This window comes from Streptomyces sp. NPDC005574 (assembly GCF_040605435.1).
Classification (GTDB): Bacteria; Actinomycetota; Actinomycetes; order Streptomycetales; family Streptomycetaceae; genus Streptomyces.
On sequence record NZ_JBEXCW010000002.1, the window covers coordinates 176,927 to 189,854 of the forward strand.

Here is a 12,928-nt window from a genome sequence, read left to right on the forward strand (position 1 = left end):
TACCCGCTCCCCGTGGCCCAAACGGGTGACTCCGCTCGCATCAACTCGCTGACCTGGGGATCATCCCGCGCGTCTGTGCTGTTTGGGACGAGATCGTTTCTCTACGTACATCCGCTCGTCAGCGGATTTCAACACCTCGTCCGCCGTCATTCCGCAGTGCGCCCAGCCGATGCCGAAGCTGGCCCCGACCCGCACGGCCCGGCCGTCGACGCGGATGGGCTGGATGATCTCGTTGCGCAGGCGTACGGCGAGGTCCTGGGCGTCGGCGCGGCCGAGCCCGTCGGCGAGCACGACGAACTCGTCACCGCCGAGCCGGGCCACCGTGTCGCCGTCGCGGACCCCGTTCGACAGCCGCCGGGCGACCTCGATGAGGACCGCGTCACCGGCGTTGTGACCGAAGCGGTCGTTGATCGACTTGAAGCCGTCGAGGTCGCAGAAGAGGACGGCGAGCCCCTTGGCGCCCTCGTCGCGCCCGTCCTCGGGGGCGGCGGTGTGCACGTGGTGGTCGTAGGCGTCGAGCGCCTCGGCGGCCGGCCGGTAGTCGTCGAAGTCCTCGCCGCTCACCGCGTAGACGGGATGACCGAAGGCCGCGTCCAGGGACTCCAGGGCGGCGGAGTGGCCGGCCCGCTGGCACAGGCGGGAGGAGAGGCGGGAGCGCAGTTCGGCGGAGTTGGGCAGTCCGGTGAGCGCGTCGTGGGAGGCGCGGTGCGCGAGCTGGAGCTCGCGGCGCTTGCGCTCCTCTATGTCCTCGACGTGGGTGAGCAGGAAGCGCGGCCCGTCGGCGGCGTCCGCGACGACCGAGTTGCGCATGCTGACCCAGACGTAGGTGCCGTCGCGGCGGCCGAGCCTGAGCTCCGCGCGGCCGCCCTCGGCGGAGGTCCGCAGGAGCGTGCCTATGTCCTCGGGGTGCACGAGGTCGGAGAAGGAGTAGCGGCGCATCGCGGAGGCGGGCCGGCCGAGCAGGCGGCACAGGGCGTCGTTGGTGCGCAGTATTCGGCCGTGCTGGTCGCCGCCCATCTCGGCGATGGCCATGCCGGAGGGGGCGTACTCGAAGGCCTGCCGGAAGCTCTCCTCGCTGGCACGCAGGGCCTGTTGGTCCCTTTCGAGCCTGACCAGTGCGCGCTGCATGTTGGCCCGTAGGCGCGCGTTGCTGATCGCTATGGCGGCCTGGAACGCGTACATCTGGAGCGCTTCCCGACCCCACGCGCCCGGCCGGCGGCCGTTGCGCGGGCGGTCCACGGAGAGCACGCCGATCAGCTCGCCGCAGGCGCCGCCCTGCACGCCGGGCGTGAACATGGGCGCGAACAGCCGGTCCGAGGGGTGCCACTCGTCCTCGAAGCGGGGCGCGGGTCCGTCGGTGTACCACTGCGGTACGTCGTCGTCGTCGAGGACCCAGCCCTCGGTGTGCGGGATGAACACCAGGTCGCCCCAGTGCTCGCCCATGCCGAGCCGGCGCTCCCAGGAATCGCGGGAGCCGACCCGCCCGGTGATGAGGGCCTCGGCGGCCTGGTTGCCGGAGAAGGCGGCGACCACCAGGTCGCCGTCGGGGCGGACCAGGTTGACGCACGCCAGCTCGTACCCGAGGGCGCTGACCACGCCGTCCGAGACGGTCTGCAGTGTGTCCGCGAGGCTGCGTGCCGTGTTCATCTCGGCCATGGCCTGGTGCAGCTGTCGCAGGGACGCAAGGCGGACGTAGGGTTCCGACTCGGTCTCCATGTGCGCCCTCCCCCCGAGACCTCGCAGCGAATCAAGGGTTCTCTTCGGCGTATCGTCCTGGCAGTTTCTCCGCCACTGAATCACAGCGCGCTGCCCACTCGGTACACAGGGTCAACAATTAACGTCTCTTGTGACTCAAGTCACAGCTAGAGATGAACAATTGAGTGGGCTTTCTGCGGTTTTCCTGTGCGTTTCCTGAACGCTGTTTTTCTCCCCGGGCGGGGAGATGGTGCACGTACGGTAACGCCCGGGTACCCACCGCGTCCGGGGGAAGTCCACACACCCCGCCGAGGGAGGTCCTAGGCCGGTCCTAGGTCCGGCCTCGGCCGGAGGCCCGATGCGGGGCGCGGACGGCGGGCACTAGCGTTTCCGGCGTGCTGAAGACTCCCCCCGCCGCGCCCCCCGCCACCCCCGTGCCCGCCGCCGGGCATGCTGAGGGGGTGAGCAACGACGAGTTCCGCGCCGCCATGTCCCGGCTGGCGGCGGGCGTGGTCCTGGTGACCGCCCTCGAGCCCTCCCTCGACCCTGACGACCCCGGCGCTCCGGACGGCGAGGACGTCGGCATGACGGCCACCGCGTTCCTGTCCGTCTCCCTCGACCCGCCCCTGGTGATGGTGAGCCTCCGCGACGGCTCCCGCATGGACGACCTCCTCGACGAGCAGCCCCTGTGGGGCGTCTCCGTCCTCTCCGAGAGCCAGCGGCACATCGCGGGCCGCTTCGCCATGAAGGGCCGCATCAGCGACCGGTTGCTGTTCGAGGACATCCCCTACGTACGCGGCGAGGTGTCCGGCGCTCCCCTGGTGGGCGGCGCCCTGGCCACCCTGGAGTGCCGTACGGAGCAGCGCATACCGGCGGGCGACCACACCCTGGTCATCGGCCGCGTACTGACCGCCCGGGTCCCGAGCGCGGAGGGCGGCCCCCTGACGTACTTCCGGGGGCGCTACCGGCAGTTGGGCTGAGGAGGGCCGATACGGGCGGCCGTCGCGGGAGGCCGACTGCGGGAGGCCCGCACAGGTGGCCTGCAGGGGCAGCCGTCACGGGAGGCCCGCACAGGTGGCCTGTACGGGAGCCGTCACGGGTGGACCGCACGGGAGGCCGTCGCGCCCGGCCGTCCCGCAAGGGGGCCTCGGGGGGCCGTAATTCCGTCGCTCGCCGGTGAACCGCCCTCCTAGGGTGCGGACATGACGACCAGGTGCGGGCCCCGCCTCGAAGAGATCACCAGGCACAACCTCGCCGCCGCCCTCGGCGTACGGGTGCGCCCCGACCAGGAGCACGCGGTCGAGCCCGTCGCGGAGTCCCTCGCCGAGGCGTACGTCCGCGCGGACCTCGCCTGGCCCCGGCTGATCGTCGACGGGGACCGCCCGGTCGGCTTCCTGATGGCCTTCCTCGACATCGACTGGAACGGCGACGGCACCTCCGTCCGCTCCGGTCTGTGGCGCCTGAACATCGCCGCCGGCGAACAGGGCCGCGGCTACGGCCGGTTCGCCGTGCGGTCGGTGGCCGAGGAGATCCGCCGCCGCGGCGGCAAGGAGCTCTACGTCACCTGGCATCCCGGGCCCACCGGTCCGGAGGGCTTCTACCTCGGGCTGGGCTTCCGCCGCACCGGGGAGACGAGCGGGGACCAGCCCGTCGGGGTCCTGGAGCTGTCGCGGCTCACCTGACCCCTCCGAGCGGCGTCACGCCGAGGCGGGAACCCGCTTGGGGTCCCTCTCGACGTCGATGACGGCGATCCGCTCCCCCACGAACGTGGAGATCACCACCCGCTCCACCCGGTCCCCGGCCGGCACCACGAGGCCGGTCGCCCCGTCGACCAGGACGGGGGCGCGCGAGACGGGCGAGGTGGGCGAAACCTCTCGCGCCACCCGCCACCGCCGCCGCGCCCGCGGTCACCCCGGCCGCGCCGCGCGCCAGCACGTCCGGGTCGAGGACCCTCACCAGCCCCTCGAAGTCGCCGTCCCGGGCTGCGGCCGGGAACGCCTCGACGACCTCCCGCCGCCCGGCCTCCGGCGTCCCGGCCCCGCGCACCCGGCGCCGGGCCCGGCCGGCCGGCTGCCGGGACGCCTCCGGGGAGCGCCCCAGCACGGTCGCGATGTCGTCGTAGGGCACCGCGAACAGGTCGTGCAGGAGGAACGCCAGCCGTTCGGCGGGCGTCAGGGCCTCCAGGACGACCAGCAGGGCGACGCCCGCCGGGTCGGCGAGGAGCGCGTCCTGTTCGGGGCCCGCGGCCGGGACGGCACCGGCGCCGTGACATCGAGGGGTCCTCGGCCCGGGACCGGCGCGAGCGCAGCATGTCCAGGCAGACCCGTCCGGTCACCGTCGTCAGCCAGCCGCCGAGGTGGGCGATGTCACGAGTGTCGGAGCGGCTCAGCCGCAGCCATGTCTCCCGCACGGCGTCGTCGGCCTCGGTGAGCGAGCCGAGCATGCGGTGGGTGACGCCCGCAGCCGGCCCGGGTGGGCTTCGAAGTGGGCGCGGGACGGCGGGCGCGGGACGGCGGGCGCGGGACGGCGGGTCGGCCCGGAGGCGTTATCCCCAGTCCCGCCCGGTCCGGCCGCGCTTGGTGTCCGAGCGCTGCTTCTTCTCCCGCAGCCGCCGTTCGTTGATGCCGCGCGGGATGCGCGTGGGACGGCGCGGCTTGGGCGGCGGGGCGGTCGCCTCGGCGAGCAGCGCCGCCAGGCGTACGGCGGCGGTCTCGCGGTTGCGCCACTGCGAGCGGTGCTCGGAGGACCGGACGGTGACGACCCCGTCGACCAGCCGCCCGGACAGCCGCTCCAGGGCCCGCTGCTTCCACACCTCGGGCAGCGCCTCGGTCTTCGCCACGTCGAAGCGCAGCTCCACCTGGGAGTCGCTGGTGTTGACGTGCTGTCCGCCCGGCCCGGACGACCGCGAGAAACGCCACAGGAGCTCGGCCTCGGGGAGCGAGACGGAGCCGCGGATGAGATAGGGACCGGACATGACGTCCATGTTCCCGGTTCTGTCCGGTCCGCGTCACCCGATTATCCCGGGCGGCGAAAGAGTCGGGTAAAGAAAGTAAAGAGAGCTGGAACCCTGCGTACCCCTCTCTGCGTTCCTAGGGGTAGCGGTAGCTTCGTGCCGTACTGGCGTACTTCCGTACGCAAAACTAGGAAAGGACTCCCAACCATGGCTGTAAGCCTGTCCAAGGGTGGCAACGTCTCGCTCACCAAGGAGGCTCCGGGCCTGACCGCCGTCACCGTGGGCCTCGGCTGGGACGTCCGCACCACCACGGGCACCGACTTCGACCTGGACGCGTCGGCCATCGCGGTCAACCCCCAGGGCAAGGTCTACTCGGACGGACACTTCGTCTTCTTCAACAACAAGCAGACCCCGGACCAGACCATCGTCCACACCGGTGACAACCGCACCGGCGAGGGCGCCGGCGACGACGAGGCGATCAACGTCAACCTGGCGGGCCTCCCCGCCGACGTCGAGAAGATCGTCTTCCCGGTCTCGATCTACGACGCGGAGAACCGCTCGCAGAACTTCGGCCAGGTCCGCAACGCCTACATCCGCATCGTCAACCAGGCCGGCGGCGCGGAGATCGCCCGCTACGACCTCTCGGAGGACGCGGCCACGGAGACGGCCATGGTCTTCGGCGAGCTGTACCGCAACGGCGCGGAGTGGAAGTTCCGCGCGGTCGGCCAGGGCTACGCCTCGGGCCTGGTCGGCATCGCGCAGGACTTCGGCGTCAGCGTCTGACGCCCGCCCCGCCCCGACGAAGCCCCCGGCCGCGCGGATGCCGGGGGCTTCGGCGTGCCCCGCGATAGGTTGCCGGGCGTGATCCTCCAGCCGCTCGCCCTCAGTTCCGACCGCGACCTGCCGGCCGCCCTCCTCACCGAACTCACCGCGCTGTACGCCTCCAACCGCGAGTTCCACGCCCTCAGCGGCGACTTCCCCGACCCGGACGACATCCGGCCCGAGCAGGTGGCGACGGCGCTGGCCGACGAACTGGCCGACCCGGACGTGGAGGTCCTGCTCGCCCGCGAGTCCGGGCGGCTCACCGGGATCGCCGTCACCCTGGCCCACCACCCCGACCCCGCCGATCCGGACCCGTGGATCGGGCTGCTGATGGTGGACGCCGGCGCACACCGGCGGGGGCACGGGCGGCGGCTGGCCGCCCTGGTCGAGGACCGCCTCCGGGCGGCGGACCGCACCGCCGTCCGTCTCGCCGTCCTCGACGACAACCCCGGGGCCCTCGCCTTCTGGACCGCCCTCGGCTACGAGGTCGTCGCCCACCGCCCCGACCGCCGTCGCGGCCGCCCCTGCGCGGTGCTGCGCAAGACGCTGCGCACCCCGCGCCCGGCGGCCCGCGTCGCCGTGGTCGACCCTGAGGGCGCGGTCTACCTCTTCCGGTACGACAACCCCGAGACCGGCGTGCACTGGGCGCTGCCCGGCGGGGGCCTGGAGACGGGCGAGACCCCACGCGAGGGCGCCCAGCGCGAACTGCGCGAGGAGACCGGCTGGACGGACGTGGAGCCGGGCCCGCTGCTGTGCACCTGGGAACACGACTTCAGCCGATTTCACGTCCACATCCGCCAGCACGAGCACATCTACGTCGCCCACGGCCCCCACCGCGAGCCCGCCGGCCCCGGACTGGCCGCCGCACAGGCCGAGGACGGCATCCTCAGCGGACGCTGGTGGAGCCGGGAGGAACTCGCCGAGGAGGCGGAGCCGGTGTGGCCGCCCGGTCTGGCCAGGCTGCTCACCGCTTGGGAACAGGAGGGGAGCGGGACGGCCGGGGGAGGGGAGTGGGACGCGCAGCGACCGAGCTGACGGTGGCCCGGGGGTGGTGTGAACCGGTGCGACTGGTGAGGTCGCGTGAACCGGTGCGGTCGGCGTGCTCGTGTGAACCGAGGTAACGCGTGTGTTCGTGTGAACTGGTGCGGTCGGTGAACTCGTGTGAACGGGAGCGGTCGGCGTCCCGTGTGAACCGGTGCGGCTGACGCGCTCGCGTGAACGGAGGTAACGCATGTGTTCGCGTGAACTGGTGCGGCCGGAGGGCCCGTGTGAACCGGTTCGGCTGACGTGCCCGTGTGAACCGGCGCAGCCGCCGTGCCCGTGTGAACCGGGCGCCCCGGTCTGCCCGTGTGAACTCATGCAACCCTGCCGCCCCTATCCCCCGCCCGCCGGTCTGCCGTCCCCGTACAGCCAGTCCTTCCAGATCTCGCTCAAGTCCTTGCCGGGTGCCTTCCGCTCCACGTACGCGGTGAAGTCGGCGGTGTCCGCGTTGCCGTGACGGTGGACGGCGGCCCAGCCGCGGAGGATGCCGCGGAAGGCGCCGTCGCCGACCGTCTGCCGGATCCTGTGCAGGACCATCGCGCCGCGCTCGTACACGGGGCTGTCGGACAACCGCCCGGCGCTCGGCGGTTCGGCGGGCGGGAAGGCCCAGACGGCCTCGTTGTAGTCGGGGCTGTCGTAGTAGTCGCCCCGGTACAGGGCGGAGAAGACCGCCTCGGCCGTGTCACCGCCGTGCTCCTCCTGCCACAGCCACTCCGCGTACGTGGCGAAGCCCTCGTTGAGCCACATGTCCCGCCAGGTTCTCGGCGTGACCGAGTCGCCGTACCACTGGTGCGCGAGTTCGTGGACGAGGGTCCCGGTGTCGGGGACATCGGGGAAGACGGGCCGGTTCTGGGTCTCCAGGGCGTAGCCGAGGCCGTCCGCGCGGTCGACGATCGCCCCGGTGGAGGAGAAGGGGTAGGGGCCGAAGACGCCCTGCGCCCACCGCATGATCCCGGGGATGCCGGCCAGCACCGCCCGGCTCGCCTTCGCCCGCCGGGGATCGACGGCGACGTACACGGGCACTCCGTCCCGGGTGGTGGACCGGGTGATCTCGTACCGCCCGACGGCGACCGTGGCGACGTAACTCGCCATGGGCTGGGCGGTGTGCCAGCGGAAGGTCGTCCGGTGGCGGGCGGTGGTACGGCTCGTCAACTCCCCGTTGGACACGGCCTGGAGACCCTCGGGGACGGTGACGGCGATGTCGTACGACGCCTTGTCGGACGGGTGGTGGCTGCCGGGGAACCAGGTCATGGACCCGGTGGGCTCGCCGAGGGCCAGGGCGCCGTCGTCGGTGCGCACCCAGCCTTCCGCGGAGCCGTCGGCGTCGGTGACCGTCTCCGGTGTGCCCGCGTAGCGGACCGTGACGTGGAACGTGCGGCCCCGGGCGAGCGCGTCGTGCGGGCGGACGGTCAGCTCCTGGCCGGCGCGGGACCAGCGGGTCCGGCTGCCGTCGACGGTGACCTGCTCGACGTCCAGGCCCTTGAGGTCGAGGTCGAAGGCGGAGAGGCGCTGCGTCGCGCGGGCGGTGAGCCCGGCGGTGCCGGTGAGGTGCTGCCGGCCGGGGTCGTAGTCGAGCGCCAGGTCGTAGTGCGTGACGTCGTACCCGCCGTTGCCCGCCTGGGGGAAGTACGGGTCGCGGACACCGGGGGCACCGGACTCGCCGTCCACCCGGGCCTCGCCCGTCCCGCCACCATCCCCGCCGCCTCCACCACCTCCGCCATCGCCACTGCACGCTGTCAGGGCGAGGGCGAGCAGCAGGGCGGCGGAGGTGGCGCCGCGGGCGGAGAGGGCGGCGGTTCGGGCCGAGGTGGTGGCCCGGCCGGAGGTGGTGGCGGACACGGCATTCGGGGCAAGAGGGGCGGATCGGGACACTCCAGTGATCCTAGGCGGGCGTGACACCATCACCACGTGCTCGACATCGGCTACGCCCTCTCCAACCGCTTCCCCGACCCGCCGCAGATGGACTACCGCCGTGCGGACGTCCACACCCTGCGCCACGACCTGTTCTGCGGCGACGTCTACCTCGCCGACACCGACACGGACCGGGAGCTGTCCACAGCCTGGGGATGGGTGCCGGTGCTCGACTTCGCGTGGGCGCTGTGCGACATCGTGGAGCGGATCGACCAGGACCCGGCGGGCTCACGCGCCTCGCGTCCCCAGTGGGCCGAACTCGACTTCACCGAGTCCACCGACCGCATGCTCTTCGAGCGCCGCTTCGGGTGGGTGGACATCGAGGCGGACTGGATGCCGGCCGACGAGAAGCCGCTGACCTTCTCGCACACCGAACTGCGCCGCGAGGCACGTGACTTCCTGCACGACCTGCTCGCCGACCTGACCGACCTGCACGAGGACCTCGGCGAGAACCCGGCCATCTGGTCCCTGCTGGCCCGGTTCCCCCGCCTGAAGTGAGCGCTTCCGAACGCCGGTTGACGCGCAGGACCAACGCCTGACGCGCCCGACCGTCACCCGACGCGCCCGACCGTCACCTGACGCGCCTTGCCGCCCCGTCACACCCCCGCCGCCCCGTGTCCCCGACCCCGCGTGCCCTCAGCCCTCCACCCGGATACCCAGCTCGGCCGCCAGCACCGCCGCCAGGTCGACCAGTTGCGCGGGACTGATCACCGCCCCCGCCAGCCGGTCCACACCCCGCGCGATCTCCAGCGCGGCGGCCCCGCGCAGGTCGACGTCCGTCAGCGTGGCCCCGCTGAAGTCGGCGCCCTTCAGCGCGCAGTCGACGAACTCCACCCGCTCCAGGGTCGCGCCCCCGAAGTCCGGCTCGACCAGGACGCAGCCCTCGAAGACGACGTCCTTGAGGCGGGCCCCCCGCAGGTTCAGGTAGTCGATCTTCCCGCCGCGGATCCACACCCGCTCCAGGATCGCCCCGTGCAACTGCACACCGCCGAGCCGCGCGTCGATCAGCTCGACGTCCCGCAGGGACGACTCGGCGAGGTCGGTGCCCACCCCTCTGATGCCGGTGAGGCGTGAGTCGAGGAGACGGGCGTGGTGCAGTCGGGTCTCGTCCAGCGCGCACCCCGTCAGCGCGCAGTCCATGAAGCGGGCGCCCCCGGCGTCCTGTCCGGCGAAGTCCGTCTCCCGGAACTCCAGCCCGTCGTAGTCCCCGTCGGGCTCCAGCTCCCCGCCGTCATACGGTTCCAGCGCGGGCAGCCGCAGCTCCGGCCGCCGCGCACCCCGCACCCCGGCCGCACCCCGCACCCCGGCCGCACCCCGCGCCGCCGTCGCACCCCGTGCCCCCGTCGCGCCGCGCCCGCCCGCCGCACCGGCCGCACCCCTCTCGCCCACCGCTCGCCTCACCATGCCCCCATCCTGCACCGCGCCACTGACAACTCCCCCGACCCGCGCCACCGGCGACGCGGCTGACCTGCGCGAACAGCGGCGATGTCACATTCCGGGCCCGCCGGACGGTCCTATGGACGTCAGCGAAAGGCGACCCCGACAGAGGGAGACCCCGAGCCATGCACCGCATCACCGTCATCGGCGGCGGCTTCGCCGGCCTCACCGCGGCCGTCACCGCCGCCGAGGCGGGCGCCAAGGTCACCGTGTACGAAGCCCACCACACCCTCGGCGGGCGGGCGCGGACCGCCGAGGGCCCGTACCGCACCAACGAGGGACCGCACGCCCTCTACAGCGCCGGCCCGCACTGGGCCTGGCTCAGGCAGCGCGACCTCCTCGGACCACTCGCCCCGCTCCCGCCCCTGGAGGCGGCCCGGCTGCGGTTCAGGCACCACGGGGTGCTGCGCCGCACCCCGCCCCTCGCCCTGCTGAAGCTGGCGAGGCGCGGCGCGCGGCAGGCGCCCGTGGACGGCGACTTCCTGTCCTGGGCCACCCGGCAGGCCGGCGAGGAGGCCGCCCGCGCCGCCGCCCACTACTCGGCGGTGGCCGTCTTCCACCACGACCCGGGCGCCCTGTCCGCGGCCTTCGTGCAGGAGCGCCTGCGGCGCGCCACGCGGGTGCCGCCCGAGGCGCACTACCCGCGCGGCGGCTGGGCGAGCGTCATCGACCGGATGGCCGCCCGCGCCTGGAACCTCGGGGTCCGCGTGGAGACCCTGTCCCGCGTCGACACACTTCCCACCGACACCCCCGTCGTGGTCGCCACCTCCCTGGACTCCGCCCGCCGCCTGCTCGGCGACGACTCGCTGACCTGGACCGGCGGCCGTACGGTCCTCGTCGACCTCGCCCTTCGCACACGGCGCGGGGACGCGTTCGCCGTCGCGGACCTGGACGCGCCCGGCTGGATCGAGCGGTTCACCGCCCAGGACCGCACGCTGGCCCCGGCCGGCGAGCAGTTGCTCCAAGGGCAGATCCCGATCCCGCCGCACGCGTCCCGGTCGGCCGGCACCGACCGCGCCGACGACCTCCTCGACCTGGCCTTCGAGGGCTGGCGCTCCCGCGTCACCTGGCGGCGGGAGGCCGTCGCGAACGGCCGTACCGGCGCGGTCGACCTGCCCGGCACCAGCTGGCGCGACCGCCCGGCCGTGGACCGCGGCGACGGCGTGTACCTCGCGGGCGACCAGGTCGCCGCGCCCGGGGTGCTGTCCGAGGTCTCGTTCAACAGCGCCCTCACCGCCGTCTCCCTCGCGCTCGGCCGGCGCTCCCTCGACCTCAGGAGAGCCTGAGGTCGAGAGCACGAGCCCGAGAGCACGAGCCCGGAGACCTGAGCTCGGGACGGGGCACCCGGCCCCGGTACGCCTTCCTTCCGACGAGGGAACCAGATGCACGTCTGGGGGAACCACATGCACGTCGTCCGTCCGTACACGTCACCGAACGTCCCGCCGGCGAGGCCGCGGGAACACACCCCGGGAAGGTGGTGCTGAGCCATGACCAGGCACAGGTCCGCAGGGGATGCGGCACCGCCCGATCCGTGGTCTGCTGACCGGATGAGCGCCACCCCGACAGGTGAACCGGCCGCGACCGAGGAAGCCGACCCCCGCCGCTGGTGGGGCCTGGTGGTCATCGCCCTCGCGCAGCTGATGGTCGTGCTGGACGCGACGATCGTGAACATCGCGCTCCCCTCCGCGCAACGCGACCTCGGCATGTCCGACGCCAACCGGCAGTGGGTGATCACCGCCTACACGCTCGCCTTCGGCGGTCTGCTGCTGCTCGGCGGCCGCATCGCCGACCTGGTGGGCCGCAAACGCACCTTCGTCATCGGCCTGATCGGCTTCGCCGCCGCCTCCGCGCTCGGCGGCGCGGCCACCGGCGAGGGCATGCTCTTCGGCGCCCGCGCCCTCCAGGGCGCCTTCGCCGCCCTACTGGCGCCCTCGGCCCTGTCCCTGCTGACGACCACGTTCACCGACCCGAAGGAGCGCGGGAAGGCGTTCGGCATCTACGGCGCCCTCGCCGGCAGCGGCTCCGCGATCGGCTTCATCGTCGGCGGCCTGCTCACCGAGTACCTGAACTGGCGCTGGTGCCTGTACGTCAACGTGCCCATCGCGATCGCCGCGGTCTTCGGCGCCCTCGCCCTGCTCCACGACCGCCCCGGACACGCGGGCGCCCGCCTCGACGTGCCCGGCGCGGTGATGGGCTGCGGCGGTCTCGTCGCGATCGTCTACGGCTTCAGCGAGGCCCAGCCGCGCGGCTGGACGGATCCGGTGGTGCTCGGCCTGTTCGCGGTCGGGGTGGCTCTGCTCGTGACGTTCGTGTGGTGGCAGAACAGGGCGCCGAGCCCACTGCTGCCCCTGCACATCGTCAAGGACCGCAACCGCGCCGGCTGCTTCCTGACCATGGCGCTCGCGGTGATCGGCATGTTCGGCCTGTTCCTGTTCATGACGTACTACCTCCAGGTCGTCCTCGGCTACTCGCCGGTGCGGACGGGTCTGGCCTTCCTGCCCCTGACGGTCGCGATCATCGTCGGGTCCACGCAGATCTCCGCCCGGCTGATGAACCGCGTGCCGCCGCGCGGGCTCATGGTCCCCGGCATGGTCCTGGCCTCCGGCGGCATGGTGATCCTGACCCGGATGACCGTGCACTCCTCGTACCCCACGGAGATCCTGCCCGCGCTGCTGCTGATGGGCCTCGGGATGGGCCTGACGTTCATGCCGGTCTTCGCGACCGCGACCGCGGGCGTCGCCCCGCAGGACTCCGGCGTGACCTCCGCGACCGTCAACACCTCGCAGCAGGTGGGTGGTTCGATCGGGACGGCCCTGCTCAACACCATCGCCACCACCAGCAGCGCCGCCTACGTCACCGCCCACCTGCGCAACCCGGCGCAGAAGGCCCGGATCGTGCAGGAGGGCGTCGTGCACGGCTACACGGTCGCCATCTGGTGGGCCGCCGGCATCATGCTCCTCGCGGGCCTGGTGGCCGGCCTGATGGTGACGGCGAAGGCCCCCCGCCACGACACCCGCACGGACTCCCCGCTCCCGGAACCAGCGGTCTGACCGGACCCGGCCCGCACGG

Annotated in this window: 11 protein-coding genes and 1 pseudogene; 7 read left to right on the top strand and 5 right to left on the bottom strand. The window is 73.0% G+C overall.

The genetic code is table 11. The features are described 5' to 3' along the window. Nucleotides 1-60: 60 nt before the first annotated feature. Nucleotides 61-1,716, bottom strand: a complete 1,656-nt coding sequence (gene cdgB / locus ABZT03_RS02475) for a diguanylate cyclase CdgB (protein ID WP_356032387.1) — start codon at nucleotides 1,714-1,716, stop codon at nucleotides 61-63. A gap of 377 nt (nucleotides 1,717-2,093) precedes the next feature. Here cdgB and ABZT03_RS02480 point away from each other — a divergent pair, with 377 nt between their 5' ends. Both ABZT03_RS02480 and ABZT03_RS02485 read left to right on the top strand, forming a co-directional pair. After that, a complete protein-coding gene (locus ABZT03_RS02480; RefSeq protein WP_356032622.1) occupies nucleotides 2,094-2,675 on the top strand; it encodes a flavin reductase family protein in 582 nt (193 codons plus the stop codon). A gap of 222 nt (nucleotides 2,676-2,897) precedes the next feature. Beyond that, on the top strand, nucleotides 2,898-3,377 hold the full coding sequence (locus ABZT03_RS02485) for a GNAT family N-acetyltransferase (protein ID WP_356032390.1): 480 nt from the start codon (nucleotides 2,898-2,900) through the stop codon (nucleotides 3,375-3,377). 15 nt (nucleotides 3,378-3,392) lie between these two features. Here ABZT03_RS02485 and ABZT03_RS02490 read toward each other — a convergent pair. Together ABZT03_RS02490 and arfB are read right to left on the bottom strand one after the other, a co-directional pair. Then, nucleotides 3,393-4,158, bottom strand: a pseudogene (locus ABZT03_RS02490) (sigma factor-like helix-turn-helix DNA-binding protein). An 82-nt stretch (nucleotides 4,159-4,240) separates the two neighbouring features. Then, the gene (arfB, locus tag ABZT03_RS02495; RefSeq protein WP_356032392.1) at nucleotides 4,241-4,678 is read right to left on the bottom strand and encodes an alternative ribosome rescue aminoacyl-tRNA hydrolase ArfB; all 438 of its coding nucleotides are present in this window, start codon (nucleotides 4,676-4,678) and stop codon (nucleotides 4,241-4,243) included. Nucleotides 4,679-4,855: 177 nt separating this feature from the next. On the opposite strand from arfB, the gene ABZT03_RS02500 reads away from it, so the two are divergent. Together ABZT03_RS02500 and ABZT03_RS02505 are read left to right on the top strand one after the other, a co-directional pair. Next, nucleotides 4,856-5,431 (top strand): TerD family protein, encoded by a 576-nt coding sequence (locus tag ABZT03_RS02500; RefSeq protein ID WP_121402233.1) that lies wholly within the window; start codon nucleotides 4,856-4,858, stop codon nucleotides 5,429-5,431. Nucleotides 5,432-5,509: 78 nt separating this feature from the next. After that, the gene (locus ABZT03_RS02505) at nucleotides 5,510-6,505 is read left to right on the top strand and encodes a bifunctional GNAT family N-acetyltransferase/NUDIX hydrolase (RefSeq protein WP_356032396.1); all 996 of its coding nucleotides are present in this window, start codon (nucleotides 5,510-5,512) and stop codon (nucleotides 6,503-6,505) included. Nucleotides 6,506-6,844: 339 nt separating this feature from the next. Here the strand turns inward: ABZT03_RS02505 and ABZT03_RS02510 are convergent, their stop codons facing one another. Continuing rightward, nucleotides 6,845-8,413, bottom strand: coding sequence for a M1 family metallopeptidase (locus ABZT03_RS02510; protein ID WP_356032399.1), 1,569 nt, complete (start codon nucleotides 8,411-8,413; stop codon nucleotides 6,845-6,847). A 6-nt stretch (nucleotides 8,414-8,419) separates the two neighbouring features. Between ABZT03_RS02510 and ABZT03_RS02515 the strand changes: the two genes are divergently transcribed. Beyond that, nucleotides 8,420-8,920, top strand: coding sequence for a hypothetical protein (locus ABZT03_RS02515; RefSeq protein ID WP_356032402.1), 501 nt, complete (start codon nucleotides 8,420-8,422; stop codon nucleotides 8,918-8,920). A gap of 138 nt (nucleotides 8,921-9,058) precedes the next feature. Here ABZT03_RS02515 and ABZT03_RS02520 read toward each other — a convergent pair whose 3' ends face one another. Beyond that, the gene (locus ABZT03_RS02520) at nucleotides 9,059-9,826 is read right to left on the bottom strand and encodes a pentapeptide repeat-containing protein (protein WP_356032404.1); all 768 of its coding nucleotides are present in this window, start codon (nucleotides 9,824-9,826) and stop codon (nucleotides 9,059-9,061) included. Between the two features lie 158 nt (nucleotides 9,827-9,984). Here ABZT03_RS02520 and ABZT03_RS02525 point away from each other — a divergent pair, with 158 nt between their 5' ends. Together ABZT03_RS02525 and ABZT03_RS02530 are read left to right on the top strand one after the other, a co-directional pair. Continuing rightward, complete coding sequence (locus ABZT03_RS02525) at nucleotides 9,985-11,145, top strand: NAD(P)-binding protein (protein WP_356032406.1); 1,161 nt, start codon at nucleotides 9,985-9,987, stop codon at nucleotides 11,143-11,145. A gap of 261 nt (nucleotides 11,146-11,406) precedes the next feature. Beyond that, nucleotides 11,407-12,909 carry a DHA2 family efflux MFS transporter permease subunit gene (locus tag ABZT03_RS02530; protein WP_356032409.1) on the top strand — a complete coding sequence of 501 codons (1,503 nt, stop codon included), beginning with the start codon at nucleotides 11,407-11,409 and terminating at the stop codon, nucleotides 12,907-12,909. Nucleotides 12,910-12,928 lie beyond the last annotated feature (19 nt).